Source organism: Bacteroides xylanisolvens XB1A (genome assembly GCF_000210075.1).
Lineage (GTDB): Bacteria > Bacteroidota > Bacteroidia > Bacteroidales > Bacteroidaceae > Bacteroides > Bacteroides xylanisolvens.
In genome coordinates this window covers 3,439,693-3,462,620 of sequence record NC_021017.1, presented here as the reverse complement: position 1 = coordinate 3,462,620, position 22,928 = coordinate 3,439,693, and the positions used below count along the sequence as shown (strand labels likewise).

Genomic DNA, 22,928 nt, shown 5'->3' with positions numbered 1-22,928 from the left:
TTGTTTTATTTAATCAGTTTTCCTTCAAGCATTTTGATATAATATCCACCTACAACGGAACGTGCCTGGAAGCCTCTTTGATTCGGTTCGTCTGTAAATACCCAGTCGGACATCGGAACACGGTTAGGTGTAACGTTCATAAACAGATATACGGGTTCGATAAATTTCTCAAAGGTAGCTTTGTCATTTGCCAATGTAGCTGTCCACATGATCCAGTCGGTCTTTGTGTATGTTTCACGGTTATCCAACGGAAGACCATATTTATTTTGCTTCGAAAGATAGTAAGCTATTTCCGTTTCTGCAACATTTTTAGGGAAGATTTGCAGATTCAACAGTTTATCCCACACCAGGTTATACTTCTGGCTCCATGTTCCCGGTTTGTCAAATGTAAGACGATAGTGGTCACCATCATCAGCCATTTTCACCCATTCGGCAGCCATTTCTTTCGCTTTCTGTGTGTACTTTTCAGCCACATCTTTTTTGCCCAGCATATCTGCCAGATAACCGTATGAAGCAACACCCATGATTGCTTTGATAGAAAGGTTGGCATTGTGTGCAAAGTGACCTGCAAAGTCATCGGTACAAAGTTGGTTGGCCGGATCAAGTCCGTTCTCTACCAGATAGTCTGTCCACGTAGTCAGGGTTTCCCAATGTTTCTGTGCGTAATCTGCATTACCTTCTACCTTTGCAATGGCAGCAGCCAATACCACCATATTACCCGATTCTTCTACCGGCATATCACCGCCATAAGTCTGGCCGTTAGCCAATGGATAAGTACCGACATCATGCGCAGCAAATGGTTTCGCCCATTTTCCGCTTTCGCTATAATAGAAGATATGGTTCATGGTAGCTTTCACCAATTCCGGATTGTAGTATAAAAGCAACGGAGCTCCCGGATAAGTCAGGTCGACTGTTCCGATGGAACCATTACTGAAGTTCTCCTTAGAAAGGAATACCAAGTCGCCGTTCGGAGCCTGTACCAGTTTATGTGCAGCCAATGCCTGACGATAAGCCAATGCACAAAGTTCGGCATATTTACGTCCACCGGCAGCAATAGCTTCTTCCATCAGTTTCTTGTCGAAAGCAGCACTGTTCTTCATTTGTGTCTTGTATTCTTTCTCCGCTTTCTGGAATTGGGAAACAATCGTTTCATTGCCCTCACGATTCCAGTAAGGACGCAGGTTATCACCAAAGTATTGGATAGAATAAATATCATCATATCCGATCAGCAGATGGCCATCAGCTTTTTGTGTTTCGCCCAATGAACGTACCAAAGCCAGTTTATCATAACCGTTTGTGGTAGGAGCTTCCAGTTTATTGGCTACGAAGTTCTTGCGCAGCTCTCTGCCGTCACCGATTGCATAGGTACTGTTTTCCTTTTCAGCTGCCAGATAGAAATGTCCCCAGTCAATACGAACATCATCACCCTTTTTCTTCAGAATATCCTGATTGCGGCTTCCGGTACGAAGGAATAACAAATCGCCGTCAGTAAAGCTGTCGGCAACAGATTCCTGGTGAGGTTGGTCGATTGCCCATTGCGGAGATGCTTCGAAATACAGCTCAACCTGATGTTTCTTTCCGTCATTGGAGGCTACTTCATAAGAAATATAGTTGACCGGACGTGACAACAAGTCCAGATTATCCATGAACATAGGAGCGGTAAATGTCAGTTTCAGATCTACCGGACCGCAAGTAAATGTATAATAAGTCTGCATAGGTTGTACGTCTACAGAAGTTTGTTGTGCTGTTTGATGGAAAGAACGGTAACCGTCCAATTCTACCAGTAATCCGAAATCTAGCAGTCCGTTTCCTACCCGGTTATGACAATAACCTGCAATCAGATTTTCACCCGGTTTCAAAGAAGCTACTACTTCTTCCGACAGTTTCACCCGTTCGTTCTTTTTACAAGCATTACCTGTATCTACCACTTTGATGCCGTTGATATAAATAATAGCATCATCGTCATGAGAGAATTCAAGATATACATTCTTTCCTGTCAAGTCCTCCTGAATATCAGCTACCCGGCGTACCCAGATAAATTCTTCACCCCATTGGGTTTTGGCTGTATGTTCATTCTCCATGGTTCCGAAGGCAGCTTCGCCTTCTTTCCAGGCTTTATCATTGAATCCGGCATTCTGCCATCCGTCAGCAGGCTGTTGAGTGGTATACTTTCCTGTCCAGCTACCTTGTTCGGATGTCTTTACCAAAGGACGTAGTTCCAGTTCTTCCGTTCCCATGAAACGGTAGGTTTGTCCGTCTACTTTTGCAACACCAAGTAAAGAAAAATCCTTGCCTGTCCAATGTTTTACAGGACTGTCGTATAGATTGTCCGTAGTAGACCATGCACTAGTATAAGGATCAATTGTCACCAGCGGATATGCCGGAGCACGTAATTCATTCTTCTCGTGCTGTTCTACCTGGGTCTCACAGCTACAAAATACAGAAGCTGTTCCCAGTAACAGCATCATCAGTTGTTGTTTCATAATTTAAATCACCTGTTTATTTAATCTATTTTACGCAAATTCCGTCGTTTTCTATTTATTTTTTAGCCGGAAACAAAAGCATCAATGCCGGTATACCGGAAGCAGAATAACTGTCGATTTCCGCACCTTCCGGCAACTTTTTATAGTATTCGCCTCCACATACGTTCCGTGTCTTATCTCTGTTTGCCCAACCTGTTTTGATGGTACGTTTCAGGAACGGGAGATATTGGGTTTGTCCGCAATCATACACCAACCATGCCATGTATTCCGCAAAGATGGCAGTATAGATACCCTGTTCAATACCACCTTCGAAAGGTAGCACTTTATGTTCTGCAGACATATCTTTCACTGTATAGTCTGCTGCCAGAATAGCATTGTCCAGATAACGTCTCTCTCCGGTCGCCTTATAAAGCAGTATGGACGCTCCGATAAAGGTTGCCTGGTTATAGACATGTGCTTTCCAGGCAGGATTACCATTTCCATGACGGCTATCGGCAATCTTTCCTGTTGCTTTATCCAAGAGATTTTCCACTCCCCATTCATAGATTTCTTTACCTTTGGCAAGATATTGAGCTTTCGTCTGATAATCCGGCCGTTTGTCGGTCGATTCTTTTCTATTTTCAGGTACGTTATTGTAGAGGGTTAATGCTGCAACAACTGTCGGAAAGTTGATACATGCCATCTTTCCATCACCGAATTTATTCGGTTTCGGATTTTGAATGGGTTGCCATTGCCAGAACATACCTCCGTTTTCTTTGTCATACGAACCTGTATCACCCACTTTTTCCGAGCCATACCATACCCGTTTGAAACTGGCTTCCGAGAGTTTCAGATATTCATCCACTCCAAAAAGTTCGTAGCCGCGTGCCAAGCTGATAGTCCACCACATGATGTCATCGTAGATGAACCAACCGGTATTTTCGTTGTTATCATCAAAATCAAACTGACAATATTGCGCTTTGTTCCCTGCGAATATTTTCTCGCAGAGTGTTTTATAATAACTTGTCTTCTTTCTGTCTTTCTGTGCCTTTGCCAGTTTATAGGCATTCATTGCCATATCCCAATAAATAGGCTGACACCAGATAGCCGCTGCTCCATTGCCACGGTCAACAGCACTCGGATAGGACGAATTTGTCTTGTAAACATATTTATTGGAGTCTAGTAGTGTATTATTAAATCCTTCATAAGCTGCCCATACATCTTCGTTCGTATACGCATGCTTCTTCTGGTTTGCTTTTCCTAAATTACCGACTGCCCATGTGGTAGTTGATACTCCCAATAGTAGTGTCAGAGCCAAAAGAATTTTGCCTTTCATGATAGTTTATAAGTTTATAGTATTTTTCCTGTTACAAAGATTGCAGAAATAGCTGAAAAAAAACGATAATATTTATTCAATAAAGAACAAATACAGACCAAAACACTTTTCTACAATAAAAAATGAGACTGTTGAATATCATTTTCCCCTAATAAATTTACTTTGCTTCAAACTAGAAAATCATTTGTACCTTTCAATAAAACACTTAGCAAAGGTACAAATGATTATTATAATGAACCTATTGATTTTCCTCTATGCAGAGATTTATAATCAGTGCTTTTTTATCTCCGGTCTTTTACATTCGGGAAAGTTAGCATTAGTGCAGGAATGCCGGAAGCTGTATAAGAAGACAGGGGGGACGTTGATAATGGAACTCGCTCCAAGAACTTATTAGTCAGATTACGTTCCTTGTCACGGTTTTTCCAGCCGAGATTGATGCTGCGTTCTATGTATTCGGTGTATTGGGTTTGCCCGCAATCATTAATTAAAATAGGTATGTATTGGGCTAAGATGGCATTATAAATACCTTTTTCGTCTGTTAATTCTTCTTGAGATGGATTACCTTCCGGCCTTAAAACTTTATTTGCTGTTGACTTCTTTGCTATAATATAATCCATAGCGGCTTTTGCATGATTTAGATAAGTCTGATCTTTTGTCACAAGATAAAGCATGGCGGCAGAGCCCATGCAAGTGGCTTGGTTATAAACAAGCATTGTCCAAGCGGCATCAGCATTTCCATCATGTTTAGAGTCTGCTACTGCACCTGTTACCGGATTGAATAAATTTTCCGAAGCCCATTTATAAACGGTTTTTGCTTTTTCCAGATACTGGGAGTTGTTTGTAGCCTTATATAACTCCATTGCAGCTATGATAGTTGGATAGTTGATGCATGCCATTTTCCCTGTACGACCAAATTTCCAGTCCCAGTACATGCCCCCGCTGTTCGGATCGAACGAACCTTTATCCAAAGGATGTCCTCCTTCTGATTGTGGCTTTCCATTCCATACTCTATAAAAACCATCTTCTGATATTTTCAGGTATTTATCATCTTTGGTCAACAAGTATGCACGTGCTAACGAACCGACCCACCACATCATATCGTCATATAAATCCCAGTGGGAATAATCATACCAATCGAATGTAAACTCATTAGAACATCCCTCGAAATGCTTTTCCATCAGGTCCATATATTTTTTATCACCTGTGAGTTTATAGGCGTTTATCGTCATATCAAACATCATGGCTTGTGTCCAACCTACGGCAATCTCCGATGTTCCACTTCCTGCATCTCTACGATAAACTTGGCGGGAATCTTGGAATAAGTACTCATTAAACGAATCGTATGCTGTAATTACATCACTGTATGTAAATCCTTTATCACCGGAATTGTTGTTTTCATTGGCATCTGAATCGGAACACCCGAATAACATGGCTCCTAATATCCAGCTGAAAACGATGATTATTTTATTTTTATTCATAACTTGTTTTTTATATATGAAATTTATGAAAGAGGTTATCCACGTAAGGATAAGAGGCTAACCTCTTTTCAAAATAGGATTGTTTTAATCTAAATTCTATGCCAATAATTATGGAACTAAGACTTCCATAGGTTCACTGTAATTCCAGCGACGGACACTTTCTGTTTCGTAGTTTATACGGGCAGCTGCTCGTATAAATACTGTTCTGCCTGAAGGTATTGTACCGTTGGATTTGATGGTAACTTCCGTTCCAAAAAGAGGTTCAAAGTCTGCCCCAGTGTACTCTATCTTATTAGACCAACGATCGTCTCGTGCTCTATATCCAACAGTTGAAGAATAACTCACAAATAGTTGTATGTCAGTCATATTTAAAAAGCTGTCTTTATATTCTCCTAGAGGTTCAATTTTTTCTTTGAAGATTTCTTTGCTGACACCTCTCGTTACTTTGACCTTTACCGTAATTTTGCCATTGCTGATTGTCGGTTCACTTACGAATACTATTTTTAAGAAAGGTTCTACTTCAAAACGTACTTTTGTTATGCCTGATATTTCTTTCTCTATCGTTTCATCAGCTAAAGGCACTCCATAGTTATCTTCTCGCACTAGGGGTATGAATGGACCATCAATACGGATATTGTATGTGCCTTTGAATAATTTTGTATGCTGGAATGTGCCATCGGGCATACAATAAAAATCTGGGTTGTGCTGAACATTATCACCCCAACTGAGTTCAGTCAAGCGCACACGAATACCTTCACTGCCTTGGTCGGTCAGCACTTTTTCTCCTGTAGCTACATCTACTACTTCACCTTGCAATGTTTCCGCTGGTTCATCGTAATTGTCAACGCTGAACATGTCACAGGAACCGAAAGTGAACAGTGCACATAATAAGGTACAAAATGTTATCTTTTTCATATTCTATGTTTCTTAATTAGTTTTTTATATCACTTATCTTTTATCGGTTAGGCTGCTGATCGATTAGCGGACTCTTCGTTACTTCTCCACCCGGTATTCCGAAGTAGTAGTCAATAGTACTGTAGTCAGCAGTTCTGTTTGAAGTCCATTGGAAACGAGCGTCAAAGAAGTATTTACCAGCTTGGGTTGAGAAGAAAGGATATAATCCACGGAAACGATAACGGGAATTACTGCTAAACTTATCTTTATCTCTTGTTTCACCCCAAAATCCGCCTCTATTATTGTAATCTTGTACACGCCAACGACGCAAATCCCATTTAGTCTTATGCTCAAAGGCTAATTCTTTACGACGTTCTTTCCGTACGATGTCACGTCCTCCTTCTGTAGCTGTCAGGTTACTTGTCAACAGAGTAGCTCCTGCACGTTCACGGATATCATTTACTGCTTTGGTTGCCAGCTGGAGAAGATTTTCTCCATCAGGAGATGTTACTCCGGCTAAAGATAACTCTATTGCTGCTTCGGCCGCATTGAGCAGAACTTCAGCATAACGCATCAATATAAAAGGTTGAGCTGATTTTCCTTCGCCTGCCGCAAACGATGGAGCTGGGTTTAGCCATTTACGTCCATAAAATCCGGTTATTGCCGATTCTCCCTGGTCATAGAACGGACCATTTTCTCCGCCTGCAGTCATATCTTTACCGTCATATTTTACAACTTCCTGATTTTCCATCTTAGGACTGAGATATAATGTTTTGGGCTTGCCGGTATATGCATTTAAATCTTGGTAGTGAGTGTCAGCATTGGCAAAAGAGTAATCATTGAAAAAAGGTTTGATTGGAGTTGCTCCAGTATATATTCCCGCTCTGATTTCAATTTCTCTACCTTTAAACATGTCACCGGGGAAGATTACATAGGCACGTAAGCGAGGTTCCGCATTTTTAAAGAAATCCATCGGTGTATTAAACAGCAGATAGTTACCATCGGTGTTGGAAGCACCGTCAGTTACTTTCATTGTTCCGTCAGCATAATGTTCGAAGCCATCAAATAATTCTACAAAATCAAGAGTTGGACACGTTTCAGATGATAGCGGAGCGCGGAATACTAGTGGAGCACTGTAAGCGTCATATCCGTGTGTGATGGTTGGATATATGTATTTTCTTACATATATATTTTCCGGACTAGTCAGATCGCTAAACATATCTACCATATTCTGGTATTGAGCTTCTTTATCGTTTGCTGCCCATTTTTTCTTATAAAGATCATAACCGCCATTTATCATTACTTCACGGGCTGCTTTATAAGCTTCAGTGAAATATTTTTTGGATGCATCTTCCCATTGGCTCTCGTCGAATCCGATAACACGTACGCCTGTTTTGCGTCCTAATCCTGTAAGACGTCCTTGAACTGTTTCATTATATTTAGCAACGGACCCTGCGTATAGCATAGCTTCAGATTTGAATGCTAATGCGATGTATTTACTTGAATAGCCATCCTTTAACGGTTTGTTACTTAATAGTGATATGGCTGTGTCAAAGTCAGATAACACCTGGTTCCATGTCTCTTTCTCCGACGAGCGGGGAACTTCCAGCGTACTTTCGTCAGCCGGATATTGTATCACTCTCGTAACCAGCGGTACACCACCATAGCGCTTTGCCATCGTGTAAAAGACAAAAGCTCTTACGAAATAAGCCTCACCCATATAGTGATTATAAACATTACCAGCAAAGTTTCCTTCGTATTTCGGCAAGTTCTCAATTAAAAAATTGGCATCACGCAACAAAGGAAATGATTTTCCCCAGTATTGAGTATCTTCTCCTGTAAAGCTCTTGCAGATGTTATCTCTGCCTACGGCTTCACCTGTTCCTTCAATACCGAATGCACCTAACCAGGAATTGAAATCAAATCCCCATTTTGCCATATATTTAAAATCTTCGAAAGGCATATTACTGTACATTCGTGCCATATAAATATCCATTCCCGATTCGCTTCCTATTAAGTCTTTATCGGTAATGAGATTCTTGGGAGCAATATCTAGATCATTGCAACCGCTGAATAATAAGATACTAAACAATGATAATATAAATATCTTTTTCATATAGATAATATTTTAAATTATTTTTTTGTCCAAAACCTTAAAAAGAAAGAGACATTCCTACTGTATAGGTTTTGTTTAACGGATACATTCTACCCAGATCGTCGTCAGGATGTTCCGGGTCGACAAATTTCACGCCTGTTATTGTAAACAGATTGTAGGCATTGGCAAATATGCGAAGGTTCATGGTCGACAAAGCTTTTATCCGAGGAAGGGTATAGCCAATTTCTATACTCTTAAGACGTAAATAAGCTGTGCTGACGCGATTGAATTCAGAGTTCCCTTTTGGATAATGGCCCGTATATCCATAGTGACCGCTTACCCATTGAGTCTTCGGATCGTAGGGATCAGCCAGAGGGTCTGTCGGATGCCAACGATCAAGGAATTGCTCCAAAGCACCTCCGCCATTTTCACCCCATATATTGTATAAAGGTTCTTTATATTCCATAGAACCGAGGGCAGAACCTTGAAATAATATGTTCAGATCAAAATTCTTATATGCGAAATCCAAATTCAAACTGTAATTTAACCAAGGTGTTTGATCGAATGCAAAAGGATGTTCATCTTGACCATTGATTTCACCATCTCCATTCCAGTCTACATACTTGTAATCTCCAGGGAGTATATCTCTGTCTTTATAAATAGGGTATGTCCAGATATCATTCCAATCAGTGTAACGTCCTGCTGAATTATAACCGAATTGAACACCTTGATAACGATTGTTCAAATTGTCATTGCGCCATCTATCATAAGAACTGGACCAAGGACCTTTATTGACTGCAGTCATGTGTTTTCTGCGAGTAATAGTACCTATTGCTTTTACCTTATAAGAAAAATCTCCTATTTTATTCCGGTGTGTAAGCTCCAGGTCTATACCAAATTGCCGGTCGCTGTTAACGTTCTCTAATGGAGCTTCAGCGCCTACAACTGTTGGTAAATCTCCGCTACTACGGGCAAACATATTTTTGCGGCGGCGGTCGAAGTAGTCAATCACAAAACCGAATAAACCATTCCATCCCTCAAAGTCTACACCAATGTCGAATGTTCTTGATTCGTACCATGAGATACCCTCATTAGGAAGAGGTTTCGGTGAGGCGGCATAAACGAATTTATCGCCAAAGACGAAGCCGGGAGCATATTGATTATAATACCCTTTTTCAGCATTTCCGCTGGTAGCAGGATAATTATATCCTTGTGCCCATTCATAATTCCAATTATTACTTAAATCATCTCCTAATACACCGTAGCTGGCACGTACCTTCAACTGATTCACAAAAGAAAGAGCAGATATTGATTTGAAAAACGACTCTTCAGAGATACGCCATCCTGCTGATATGGAAGGGAAGAACCCCCATTTATGTCCTTTGGCAAACTTAGATGATCCATCGTAACGGAATTGTGCTTCAAGCAAATAACGGCTTCCGTAAGCATAATTTATTCTACCTATTAAAGCTGAATTAGCTTCCTCGTAAAGATCGGAGTTACCCGAATACATTCCACCTTGTTGGGCAGTGTCTTCGCCTACAAAAAGATATGGAACGCTGAAGGCAAGATTGCGTTGGGCATAGAAGTTATCTCCCTGACGTTTCTGAGTTTCCCAACCGATTAATCCACTTACGGAATGTTCTCCAAATGTGCGATTATAATTCAATATTAACTGAGCCAGAGTCTGTTGTTTATCGTACATTTTTCGAAGGAGGTTGCTCGGAGAACTGTTGTTATACAATTTTTGAGTATAGGTATCGGTCAAATCATCATAAGCATATTGATAATATTCCTTACGGTAACTTTCATTGTTGTCCAATCGGTAATCGTAACTAAACAATGCTTTTGCTGACAAGCCTTTTAAAACAGGTGTTATTGTTCCAAAATCATAATTGAGTGATGCTGAAGATTGGATATTTTTCTGTTTGTTCTTTTTGTATCCCGACACGTCGGAAGTCATGAAGGCAACCGTATTATTTTCCAATTCTAATCCTTTGTAATTTAACATTGTATTTTCCGGATCGGCATACGCTGGATACAATACCCCTTGCGACCAATAGTTGCGAATAATATCTACTGAACTGTAATAAGGAGAATTTCGTTCATCGAGGAAAGCACTAAGATTGAGTTCGAAAGTCAATCCTTTAAGAATTCTTGTCGAGATGTTAGAACGAATATTATATTTCTCATAATTCAAATCTCCTGATTTGAAAAATCCTTCCTGATAGAAATATCCCATACCTATATAATATTGGGTTCTTTCATTTCCTCCTGAGATGCTGATATCGTGTTGAGTTTGAGGAGAATGATCTGAAAATATTAATGAATTCCAATCTGTAGCTCGGCGTGAACCATTGCGGAAAGCTTCGAACTGATCTTCACCGTATATAATATTCCCACCATCTACTTTATTCATCGCCTTTTCATTATATAAAGTCATTGTTCCATACGGATCGGACAGTTTAGGCATGTCAGATGGCTGTTGGATGGTAAAGGAACCATTGTATGAGACTTTTGTCTTTCCCTCTTTTGAGCCTTTTTTAGTAGTTACTAATATAACACCATTGGCAGAACGTACCCCATAAATAGCAGCCGAAGCATCTTTCAGTACAGATATATCATCAATGTCATTAGCATTCAAACGCTGGAAGTCTTGCACGTCACGAGGAACACCGTCAATGATGACCAATGGAGCATCATATCCACGAATATCAAAATTATTACTATAAGATCCGGGTTCGGCACTTTTTTGCCATACGCGTACTCCGGAGATTTTACCGGTAAGCATATTCTGCGGATTCTCATTTTTTGTTTTCAATAGGTCGGTACTTCTCACTCCTGCTATTGCACCGGTAAGGCTCACTTTTTTTTGTACACCATATCCCACAACCACTACATCACTAAGAGTGATGTCATTGGATTTCATAGAAACATTGATTTGTGTACGTCCATTCACTTTTTCTTCTATAGAATTATAGCCTATAAAAGAGAATACTAAAGTAGCATTATCTGGAGCTTCAATACGATATTGACCATCTATACCGGTTATCGTACCTACGGTTGTGTTTTTGATTACAACATTGGCCCCGATTACAGGTTCATTGGTTTCATCTGTAACAATACCTGATATGGTTCTTTTCTGCGCCCATGATGGTGAGCTCAAAGTCAGAAGAAACACCATAAGAATGCAAGAATACAGATATTGCATTTTTTTTGCACGTTGTGTTTTCATCATAATGATAATTATTAAAATTTAGTTATGTTTTTATTCAGTATGAACTGGTTACTACTCGAATCTTTAGCCTGATAAATAGGCAAACAAGCAAAAGATTCGAGTAAGAACAGGGTCTTTTTTTAGTTTAATTCGACGCTGTGGAATACCAGCTTATTTTCATTGCTGCTCTTTTCTCCATTAAATACGCCTATGGCCAACACTACATTACTGCCGTTAAATTGAGCCAGGTCGTATACGAATGTAGCATAGGTATTAGGATTGTCCGGACCTCCTGCATCATGTTTGAACTTCCAACAACCATTTTCTGCAGCAGCTGCTTCTCTGGCCGTATTAGATATTGGATTTAGATTGATGAATGTTCCGTCTTCTTTGATAACAGTAAGTTTAAAGAATGTCCATTGATTACCAAACGTGCGGGTTGTCAACGTTAATTTATTATTTCCTTCTGCTATTGCAAATTTTGCATAGAAATAAGCCTCGGGTTTATTGGTATTAGCGGCTCCGTTCCCCGTTGTTTTTATCAGATAACCTTCACTAGGGAATACTTCTGGGTCTTTTACTGTCGGCATAAATGCCCAACAATAGGCTATATGATTTACATTTCGCCACTCACGGTATGCTGCATAATAATCGCCGCTACCACCACGAATGGGGCTTATTCCAGTGAATGATTTAGCTGTTTGAACCATTGTTGAACGGACCATTTCTGCAGTTAACTTCCATTCTTCCAAACCTGTGATAGCGGTGCCGGGCAGCCAGTTCCATCCTTCGACTTTTTGTGGAGCGAAGCGTATAGCGCGAAGAACCAATTGTTTCCAATAATCACCTGTTGCGGTACGATAGATTCCGATAGCTATAATAACTTCTTTTCCAACATAGTCACTTAAGTCAAAATCATAATCAGTATAACTTTGCGAACCACAGGTTTTGGTTCCTCCCACTTTCACAGCTACAGGTTCTGCAGCAGAAAGATCTACTACTTGCACTCCAAAATACGCAGGTGCTTTGTCATCTGCATTATGAGTGCGGATTCTTAATGACAATATCTTGTTGTCTTCCGTAATCTTCTTGCTGCCATAAGTATAAGAATCAAATGCATCCAGATTGGCCGGATTTTTTTGTTCATCCCCCGTATTTCTAATTCTTAGAGTGGTTCCTTCAGGCTGTTCTTCCATATTGCCCCAGAAACTCAAAGTACACATATAATCGGTTGACCAATCCCAATGAGGATAGCTATCAGCATTTTTTCCGCCTCTGTATTCATTATAAAGCCATTTATCAGCCTCTTTCAAATCATCAGCTGTTAAACCTGGCAATACTTCTACTCCACCCAGACGAATATCGAGAGTGGCTATCTTATCTATAAACTGGGCTTTCTTGATATCCCTTGAAACTGCTACATAACCGGTTTTACTAAATGTAATAGAATAATCATCAATAATGAGACTTTCAAATAAGTATGTACCATCATTGGCGGTAGTTGTAGTCAATGAACCCAGTTTTACTGTTACCCCTGCAAGAGGAGCATTGTTGTTCTTAGCATCAGTTACAGTACCCATAACCTTTGCTGCTGCACTTAGCATCTGAATACTTATAGATGCTACTTTATTAGCATCGAACTTGCCGGCTAAAACAGTTGCGCTGGTAGTCAGATAATCTTTTTTGGTGAATGTAATGGTACGTTTATCCATAGGTACATTAGAGAAAGAGTACTTTCCATCGGCACCAGTAGCTGTAGAACCTTCGACATCAGAAATAGTAACTGCAACGCCATTGATAGGCGTGTTGTTTTCGTCAGTTACCATACCTGTTACAGTACCATAGTCGGACTTGGTCGAATCATCGTCATCGCTACACGAACTAGTTGTGAAAGCGATAGCTCCCACTAACATAAAGAACGTAAACGTTCGTAAGTTTTTCATTAGTTTCATACGCAATTCAAAATAAAGTTTTTTGTTTTTCATAATTAAATATCTATGTATTGTAAGTTTACCGGATTTGTCAAATGTGTTTTTCTTTTTTTGATTTTTATATGCATTATAATTCGTTGTATAATTTTTGGCAAAAAAAGAGCATGACGGTTAATTTATAGGTTAAAAAGCGGTTATTTATCTAGGAAATACATTAATCTTTGCCATTTAAAGTCAATATTTTGATATATCAATAATGTTGAGAGTTCATTGTTTTTCATTAATGTAAACATATACAGAAGTTTTTTTCTATAAATATGATACCTGGATATATCTCTGTGGAACTAAGCGCTTCTTTAATAGTGGTTTATTCAAAAATAGGAGAGATGCTAGTTATGATTATTTTTTCTTGGAGAATATTTTTGAAAAAAAAATGAATATTAAAGGTGTTAAGCTTATTGCAATTTGATATTTTATTTTAAATTTGCATTCAATTCTTTGATTAGAAACACACAAATAAAATATTATGAAGTTGTCATCTTGCCATATCATAGCTACAATAAGTATATTTTTTTTATCATCAACCTTATACGGGCAAGGATTAGAATTTAAAGGGAATGATTATCCCATTGATGAGCGTACATCCTATAATGTTTTTAATGATACGCCTATTCAGTTTTCGGATAAGTTTAATATAAGTTTTGAAATGTCATTAACGCGTCCTTCTCGTTTAGGTTATATCGTTAGGATAAAGAATGAAAATAATAAGATATATAATTTATCTTATTATAACGATGGTATATTCTCTGTGTTTAAATTAAATGAAGAAGGAAAGAATAGTCTCATTGCTGCCAAATTTGAGACTAAGGATTTAGTAGCATCTCGTTGGTTTCAAGTATCAATAAAATTTGATTTACAAAAAGATTCTTTATGTCTTGCAATCAAACAACAAAAATTTTTTGTACACAACCTTGAGTTACCTTCTAAATGGACTCCAGACATATATTTTGGAAAGAGTGATTATATGATTGATGTGCCAGTTTTCTCAATAAGACAACTTATAATTTCTGATGATAAACAACAGTACAATTTTCCTTTAGATGAAAGTGAAGGAGAGGAGGTTCACTCTATTGAGGGAAAAGTATTCGGACAAGTTAGTAATCCGAAATGGCTTATAAATGAGTCTTATAATTGGGCACAGAAGTATAAGTTTACATCTTCTAGTGTAGCAGGCTATAATTTTGATGATCTTACGGACAATATCTACATATTTAATAAAGATACTCTTATTACCTATAATTTGTACTCGGGTGACGTAATATGTAATAGTCTTGCAAATAAGTGTCCTATCGATATTTTTCTGGGAACAAATTTTTGGAATAGTGGAGCTAATAAACTTTATGTATATGAAGTTCATGTAGATGATGCTGGCAAACCAACAGTTGCAACTTTGGATTTGCGAGCGAAAGAATGGACTGTAGTGAGCAATGAAAACTTACCCATGCAACTTCATCACCATAGTGTTGCTTATGATCGGGAGAATGAACGGCATTTCATATTTGGCGGTTTTGGAGACATATACTATAGTAAAGAACTGTATGTGTATAATTATAACAAAAACAGACTGGATTCGGTAGTTTTGAAAGGAGACCGGATAGAACCACGCTATTTTTCATCAATGGGATACCGTAAGGATGACAATTCTCTCTATATATATGGAGGTATGGGTAATGAATCAGGCGAACAAATAGTGGGACGTCAATATTTTTATGATTTACATAAAGTAGACTTGAACAATAACACGGTTTCCAAGCTGTGGGAAATACCATGGAATAGAGAAAACATAGTTCCTGTAAGAGAAATGGTTATTCAGGATGATTCTTATTTTTATACGCTTTGTTATCCGGAACATTGTTCTAATACTTATCTCAAATTATATCGTTTTGCATTCAAAGACGGAGCTTTTCAAATATTAGGTGACTCTATACCTATACGTTCCGAAAAGATAAAAACGAAAGCTAATTTGTATTATAGTGACAAACTCAATAAACTCTTTGCGGTGGTTCAGGAATTTGACGACGATGATATATCTTCCAGTGTGGGTGTGTATTCATTGGCTTTTCCTCCGATAAGTCATGCGCCATTGAGTGCATACAAACCTCACAGTAAAAATAGTGAATTTACTTTCCAAATATTGATAGCATTGCTTATATTATTAGTTATAGTAATTATATCTGCTTTGATCTTTTTTATCAGACGTCGCTCCCATGAGAAACAAGGAGCAAATGATAAAAAAACTATTATAAATCCAGTAAATGTAAAATGTTCCACTTCCTTGGAACAAAATTTAGTAAAAGCTAATAGCATTTATTTGTTTGGGGAGTTTATGGTACGTGACAGGCAAAATAAGGATATAACCTATATGTTTAGTACCAAATTAAAACAGGTATTCTTATCAATTCTTCAATATAGCCCTAAAGGAGGTATCTCATCACAGAGGTTAAGTGAATTGTTTTGGCCCGGTAAATCTGAAGATAAGGTGAAAAATTCACGTGGGGTTGCCATTAATCATGTAAGAGGAATCTTAAAAGAAATTGATGGAATTGAACTTGTATACGATAAAGGTTTGTTCAGGATTGAATACACGGATGAATTTTATTGTGATTATCTTGCTTGCGTCAAACTTTTGATGATAAATAATACTGGAGGAAATGCGACAGAACTAATTGGAATTGTATCTCGCGGGAAGTTTCTTCGGTCAATTGATATGCCAGAGTTCGATTCTTTCAAAGGAAATCTTGAGCAAAAATTAGAACCGGTATTATTGATTGAGATCGAAAATTGTTTTAAAAAAGAAGCATATAAGATAGTTGTTGCACTTTGTAAGAGTTTATTTCATATTGATCCTATCAATGATGAAGCTCTTTGTTATACAATTCAGTCTCTGACAAAAATGAATATGGTAAATGAGGCAAAAGTGCAATACTTGCAGTTTTGTGTTGAATACATGAATACAATAAATAGAGAATATACTTACTCCTTTATGGATTTACAAAAGAGGAGCATACACTAGTTCTCAGTAGCCATATCAACAATTATGATATATTGAATTTACAAAGGGACAAAAATAAAACAATAAATCAAAAAAAGACCCATCTTTATTAAAATATTAATTACGGACGGGCTGAACTTTTCAGATTTTACTTAAATGGGCTTGCCTTTACTCCCTCGAAAGTCATCTTTATGGGTTTTATTTTTCCATCTTTATCAAAGTACATACGGTCAACGCAGGTCACACGAGCGTTTCCATCCGTTTCACCCAATGGATGGCGATGATAAATGATGTACCATTCATCCTCTCCCGGCCCTTTTACAACTGAATGATGGCCGGCACCTGTTCCAATATTGGGATCTCTCTGTAATATTTTTGCTTCTCTTTTGAAGGGTCCGAACGGTGAGTCGGCAATGGCATAAGCAACACAATAATCCGGTCCGGTCCAACCGCCTTCCGACCACATAAAATAGTATTTTCCGTTACGTTTCAACATAAAAGGTCCCTCTACATATTTTTCGGGGGTTACTTCCTTATAAAGGGTACCATCTTCAAACGGTACGATACTCAACAAGTCCGGGGCCAGTTTCACCATATTACAATGTCCCCAGCCACCATAATACATATAATATTGTCCGTCATCATCTTTGTAAACAAACTGATCGATCGGTTGCGCACCATTTACAAATTTATCAATCAGAGGTTTGCCTAACGCATCTTTAAATGGTCCGGCAGGATTGTCGGCCACAGCTACACCAATACCGCCCAGTTCATTATTGCTTTGGATATCATTCGCACCGAAAAATATATAATATTTATCATTCGCATGAATCACGGCAGGTGCCCACAAAGCACGTTTAAACCAACTTATATTTTCTTTTGATAACACTTTCGAGTGCTTTGTCCAGTTCACCAGGTCTTTAGACGAGAAGGCATCCATGAAAGTCTGTTCGTCATAAGGCGCCGAATACGTAGGATAAATCCAGTATTCATCCCCAAATACAACTCCTTCCGGATCGGCATACCATCCCGGGAATACAGGATTGCCACTCGTCTTCGGTTGTTGATTGGCTTTTTGTCCAAATACAGACTGGGAACAGCAAATAATACTAAGAAGGATAAGGTGCTTCAGTTTCATACAATATCAATTTTAAAGTTCGTGCTGCAAAGATGAGAAAAAACAACTAGAAAATTCAATAAATACGAACCAATTAAGGATAAATACTAACCAATCTGCAAAAAAAAGATGATTTATCAAGATTTTATGCTTTCTTTGCAATATTATTATTAAGTAAAAAATACCATGAGAAGCAGATTGTTATTCCTAACCGTACTTTTAATAATTATTTGTGCATCCTGTCAACCCAAGAAGAAAACAGAGCCGGAAAAGGAAGCCGTAACAGGAGCGACTTATACAAATCCGCTACGTGAAAGAGGAGCAGAGCCATGGGCTGTTTTTTATGAAGGGAAATATTATTATACGCAAGGCTCTGAAAGCAGAATCATGCTCTGGGAGACCAGTGATATTACAAATTTGAATGACAGTCTTAGAAAGCCGGTATGGATACCAACCGATCCAAGCAATTCCCATCACTTATGGGCCCCCGAAATGCATCGCATCAACAACAAATGGTATATTTACTTCGCAGCAGACGATGGCAACATGGACAATCACCAGATTTATGTGATTGAAAACGAGGCTGATATTCCTACAGAAGGTAAGTTTGTCATGAAAGGGCGCATACCGACCGACAAAGATAATAACTGGGCAATTCATGCGAGTACTTTCGAACACAACGGACAGCGTTACATGATTTGGTGCGGATGGCAAAAACGAAGAATTGACAGCGAGACACAATGTATTTACATCGCTTCGATGGAAAATCCGTGGACTCTTTCTTCTGACAGAGTCCTGATTTCCAAACCTGAATATGAATGGGAGTGTCAATGGGTTAATCCCGATGGCAGCAAAACAGCCTATCCGATCCATGTGAACGAAGCACCTCATTTCTTTCAGCCGAAGAATAAAGATAAAGTATGCATTTTTTATTCCGCCAGCGGTAGCTGGACTCCCTATTATTGTGTAGGATTGCTAACAGCAGACGCCAATGCCAACCTGTTGGACCCTGCTTCCTGGAAGAAACATCCGACACCCGTATTTCAGCAGAAACCGGAGAATGAAGTTTTTGGCCCTGGCGGCAGTTCTTTCGTCTCTTCACCGGATGGAAAGGAATGTTATATGCTTTATCATGCCCGTCAGATACCGAATGACGCTCCAGGTGCAATGGACTCACGTACTCCCCGCTTACAAAAAATAGAGTGGGACAAAGATGGGATGGCTATACTGGGAATACCGAATAAAACCGGAACAATATTGCCCAAACCATCAGGAACAAAAATAGCTGAAAAATAACAAAAACATTTATTCATACGATTCAGCAGTCAAACGCAAATTTACATGAACCCATAAAGGACAAAAACTGACCATCACTTCCATTCTCTATTATCCGAAGCCGCTTTATACGGGACTTTATATAAAAAAGAAGAGAATTTATTATTTTTTGAACGGTAATTTTCCTTTATTCTCTTTTATTTCCACTTTCTTTGCGATATTCCTTTTTAATGGGATACCAATTCAACAACTAATTATAAATGTATACCATGAACATGAAAAAGAATTTTCTAACAATGCTGCTTGCATTGGCTTTATGCGGTTCGACTTTTGCTCAATGGAAACCTGCCGGTGACAAAATCAAGACATCGTGGGGAGAACAGCTTGACCCTAAAAACGTATTGCCGGAATATCCGCGTCCTATCATGGAACGTAATGACTGGAAAAACTTGAACGGGCTTTGGAAATATGCAATCACAAAGAAAGGTGATCCTACGCCTGCTGCTTACCAAGGCGATATTCTTGTTCCTTTTGCCGTAGAATCGTCTTTATCAGGCGTAGGTAAAATGATAAACGAAAAAGAAGAACTGTGGTACCAACGCACTTTCGATATTCCTTCAGCCTGGCGCGGCAAACAAATCCTGCTGCATTTCGGTGCGGTAGACTGGAAAGCAGAAGTTTGGGTGAATGATGTAAAAGTAGGCGAACACACAGGCGGATTTACTCCTTTCTATTTCGATATTACTTCTGTACTTAATAAAGGAAATAATGACTTGGTAGTAAAAGTATGGGATCCTTCAGATCGTGGCGAACAACCCAGAGGAAAACAAATAGCAAATCCTCATGGCATTTGGTACACTCCGGTTACAGGTATCTGGCAAACAGTGTGGTTGGAACCGGTTGCAACACAATACATCACTAATCTGAAAACTACTCCTGATATTGACAATAATTCTGTTAAGGTAGAAGTTGCCGCTAATACGACCTCTGCCGACAAAGTGGAAGTAAAAGTATTCGATGGTAAGAACCTTGTAGCCAAAGGCGCAGCGTTGAACGGAGTACCTGTTGAACTGACAATGCCTGCTAATGCTAAACTGTGGTCTCCGGACTCTCCTTTCCTCTACAATATGGAAGTGACTCTGTATAAAGACGGAAAAGCAATAGACCAGGTAAAGAGTTATACGGCTATGCGTAAATATTCTATCCGCAAAGGTCAGAATGGCATCACTCGCCTGCAATTGAACAACAAAGACTATTTCCAGTTCGGTCCGCTCGACCAGGGGTGGTGGCCTGACGGTTTGTATACCGCACCGACAGACGAAGCATTGGTTTATGACTTGAAGAAGACGAAAGACTTCGGCTACAACATAGTACGTAAGCACGTCAAAGTAGAACCTGCACGCTGGTACACTCATTGCGACCAATTAGGATTGATCGTATGGCAAGATATGCCGAACGGTGGTCCTAGCCCACAGTGGCAGGCACGCAATTATTTCAACGGTACGGAAGTGATTCGTTCTGCTGCTTCGGAAGCTAACTATCGCAAAGAGTGGAAAGAAATCATCGACTGTCTGTATTCTTATCCGAGTATCGCTGTATGGGTTCCTTTCAATGAAGCATGGGGACAATTCAAAACTCCGGAAATCGTAGCATGGACCAAAGAATACGATCCTAGCCGCCTGGTGAATCCTGCCAGCGGTGGTAATCACTATACTTGTGGCGATATTCTCGACCTTCACCACTATCCGGGCCCGAACATGTTCCTTTACGATCCGAGACGCGCTACCGTATTGGGTGAATATGGAGGTATCGGCTTGGTAGTAGAAGGAAACACTTGGGTGAATGACAAGAAAAACTGGGGTTATGTGAAGTTCAATACATCGGACGAAGTAACGAACGAATACATTAAATATGGCAAACATCTGTTGGAATTGATCCGGAAAGGATTCTCTGCTGCCGTATATACCCAGACAACAGACGTAGAAGGTGAAATCAACGGTCTGATGACTTATGACCGTAAAGTAATCAAGATGAATGAAGCTAAAGTCAGAGAAATCAACCAACAGATCTGTAACTCTCTGAATAAATAATAAATAGAATAATACTCTTTTCCTTATTGAATATCAAGACAGCACCTTTGAATTTTTAAATTCGAGGTGCTGTATTTTCATTTATAATAAGAAAGCTCTCTCATTGCCATCGGTCAGAGAGCAATGTTTCATTTAAAGGAGATTTTTATGAACAGCAAACATATCTTCTTATCCACCTTAGTCGGTCCCTTAGTAATTCCGTCACTCAATGCAGCCGAAACCAACAGGCCCAACATACTATTTGTCATTTCCGACGACCAGTCTTACCCGCACGCATCGGCCTACGGATCACCCATAGCTAAAACACCGGCCTTTGATTTTGTAGCCCGCAACGGCTGGTTATTCAACAACGCGTTCGTTACTTCTCCTGGAAGCAGTCCCTCGCGAGCTTCTATCTTAACCGGACTTTATCCCTGGCAAATAGCAGAAGCAGGTACTCATGCTTCCTCCTTCCCTGCCGAATATAAATGTTTTCCTGATATTTTGGCCGAAGCAGGTTATCATGTTGGCTGCACAGGCAAAGGATGGGGCCCCGGCGACTGGAAAATATCGGGACGAAAACATAATCCTGCAGGTCCGGAATACAATAAAAGACACATTCAACCTCCTTTCAAAGGAGTGTCCAATACCGATTATTATCAAAACTTTAAAGAATTTCTCCACGCCAGAAAGGAGAAACAGCCTTTCTATTTCTGGGTCGGCTCACGTGAGCCGCATCGTCCTTATGAAAAGGATAGCTGGAAAAAAGCCAATAGAAAACTGGCCGATGCAAAAGTTCCTTCTTTTCTTCCCGATAAGGAGGCCATAAAAGGAGATTTATTAGACTATGGAACGGAAATAGAATGGTATGACAGCCAATTATCCCGTATCCTTGACACATTGAAAGAAGAGGGCGAATTAGAGAATACTCTGATTATTGTCATGGCAGACAATGGGATGCCTTTCCCCGCAGCCAAAGCAACTTGTTTTGAATATGGTATTCATATTCCAATGGCTATATGTTGGATAGGTAAGATTAACAAAGGAGGTATCAGTGATGAATTTGTAAGTGGAGTCGATCTGGCCCCAACAATCCTTGATGCAGTTGGCATACATAATAAAGGGCAAATGGTAGGTATCAGTCTACTACCCTATCTTCAGAAAAAGAGAAAAGACACTGGAAGAACGATGGTTTTTGCAGGAAGAGAACGTCATGCTTCTGCACGTTACAATAATTGGGGATATCCGAGCCGTGCATTAAGAACAAAAGATTTTCTTTATATCAGAAACTTCCGTCCGGAGAGATGGCCTGCAGGTGACCCTTGCGCTATTGATAAAAAAGGAAGACTAGAAGCAATGCATAGTGCTTATTACGACATAGACCAATGTCCGGCATGGGACTTCATTGTCAGCAACAGAGATGACAGAGAAATATATCTTTATTTTCTGAAAGCAGCAGGGAAACGGCCTTATGAAGAATTGTATAATGTATCTACCGATCCCGGTTGCCTTCATAATTTAGTTGGAAATGGTAAATGCACTGAAAAGCTAAATAATCTCCGTAAAGAAATGGACAAATTACTTAAAAAGACCAAAGATACACGCTACTTGGATGATCCGACCCAAGATGACATCTGGGAAACTTATCCGCGTTTGAGTGGAGCAATCCGTACCTTTCCAACACCTTTATTTTAATTGGAGGATCCAAAGGATATAAGTAATATCCTCTTTACATAAAAACGCATTGATATCCCACTCCAACAAATATAGAACCTGTTGAAGTGGGATTAGTTTATTCATATATTTAATGTATTAAAGCATAGCTAGTAAGTAATACTACCTATGTCTCCATGGTTTCCTGCTAACATGCCCGGATTATCTTACCGGCATCTCTTTCGTTCCACTCCAATGAACAGTTCCTTTCACTCCAGTGAACAAGCCTGTGCACTCTAGTAAACAATTCGTGCCACTCCAGTAGAACGAGCGGAATGTCTTATTAAAA

12 protein-coding genes are annotated in these 22,928 nt (G+C 39.3%); 4 read left to right on the top strand and 8 right to left on the bottom strand.

Going from position 1 to position 22,928, the window contains the following annotated elements:
- Positions 1-5: 5 nt before the first annotated feature.
- From BXY_RS13515 to BXY_RS13485, 7 genes are all read right to left on the bottom strand, one after another.
- A complete protein-coding gene (locus tag BXY_RS13515; protein ID WP_015532189.1) occupies positions 6-2,483 on the bottom strand; it encodes a glutaminase domain-containing protein in 2,478 nt (825 codons plus the stop codon).
- A gap of 55 nt (positions 2,484-2,538) precedes the next feature.
- The gene (locus tag BXY_RS13510) at positions 2,539-3,798 is read right to left on the bottom strand and encodes a glycoside hydrolase family 76 protein (protein WP_015532188.1); all 1,260 of its coding nucleotides are present in this window, start codon (positions 3,796-3,798) and stop codon (positions 2,539-2,541) included.
- 281 nt (positions 3,799-4,079) lie between these two features.
- Positions 4,080-5,276 carry a glycoside hydrolase family 76 protein gene (locus BXY_RS13505; RefSeq protein WP_015532187.1) on the bottom strand — a complete coding sequence of 399 codons (1,197 nt, stop codon included), beginning with the start codon at positions 5,274-5,276 and terminating at the stop codon, positions 4,080-4,082.
- 108 nt (positions 5,277-5,384) lie between these two features.
- Positions 5,385-6,191, bottom strand: a complete 807-nt coding sequence (locus BXY_RS13500; protein ID WP_015532186.1) for a DUF3823 domain-containing protein — start codon at positions 6,189-6,191, stop codon at positions 5,385-5,387.
- 40 nt (positions 6,192-6,231) lie between these two features.
- Positions 6,232-8,286 (bottom strand): RagB/SusD family nutrient uptake outer membrane protein, encoded by a 2,055-nt coding sequence (locus tag BXY_RS13495; RefSeq protein WP_015532185.1) that lies wholly within the window; start codon positions 8,284-8,286, stop codon positions 6,232-6,234.
- 37 nt (positions 8,287-8,323) lie between these two features.
- Positions 8,324-11,503 carry a SusC/RagA family TonB-linked outer membrane protein gene (locus tag BXY_RS13490; RefSeq protein ID WP_015532184.1) on the bottom strand — a complete coding sequence of 1,060 codons (3,180 nt, stop codon included), beginning with the start codon at positions 11,501-11,503 and terminating at the stop codon, positions 8,324-8,326.
- Positions 11,504-11,622: 119 nt separating this feature from the next.
- On the bottom strand, positions 11,623-13,467 hold the full coding sequence (locus tag BXY_RS13485) for an MSCRAMM family protein (protein ID WP_015532183.1): 1,845 nt from the start codon (positions 13,465-13,467) through the stop codon (positions 11,623-11,625).
- 472 nt (positions 13,468-13,939) lie between these two features.
- Here BXY_RS13485 and BXY_RS13480 point away from each other — a divergent pair, with 472 nt between their 5' ends.
- Entirely contained in the window at positions 13,940-16,486 is a 2,547-nt protein-coding gene (locus tag BXY_RS13480; protein ID WP_015532182.1) for a Kelch repeat-containing protein, read from the top strand.
- 127 nt (positions 16,487-16,613) lie between these two features.
- Here BXY_RS13480 and BXY_RS13475 read toward each other — a convergent pair whose 3' ends face one another.
- Positions 16,614-17,603: a glycoside hydrolase family 43 protein gene (locus BXY_RS13475; RefSeq protein ID WP_015532181.1), complete on the bottom strand. Its 990-nt coding sequence runs from the start codon at positions 17,601-17,603 to the stop codon at positions 16,614-16,616.
- Positions 17,604-17,768: 165 nt separating this feature from the next.
- Between BXY_RS13475 and BXY_RS13470 the strand changes: the two genes are divergently transcribed.
- The 3 genes from BXY_RS13470 (at position 17,769) to BXY_RS13460 (ending at position 22,621) form a co-directional block, all read left to right on the top strand.
- Positions 17,769-18,878, top strand: coding sequence for a glycoside hydrolase family 43 protein (locus tag BXY_RS13470; protein ID WP_015532180.1), 1,110 nt, complete (start codon positions 17,769-17,771; stop codon positions 18,876-18,878).
- Between the two features lie 254 nt (positions 18,879-19,132).
- Positions 19,133-20,947, top strand: a complete 1,815-nt coding sequence (locus BXY_RS13465) for a glycoside hydrolase family 2 protein (RefSeq protein ID WP_008997660.1) — start codon at positions 19,133-19,135, stop codon at positions 20,945-20,947.
- A gap of 123 nt (positions 20,948-21,070) precedes the next feature.
- A complete protein-coding gene (locus BXY_RS13460; RefSeq protein ID WP_015532179.1) occupies positions 21,071-22,621 on the top strand; it encodes a sulfatase family protein in 1,551 nt (516 codons plus the stop codon).
- Positions 22,622-22,928: the final 307 nt, after the last annotated feature.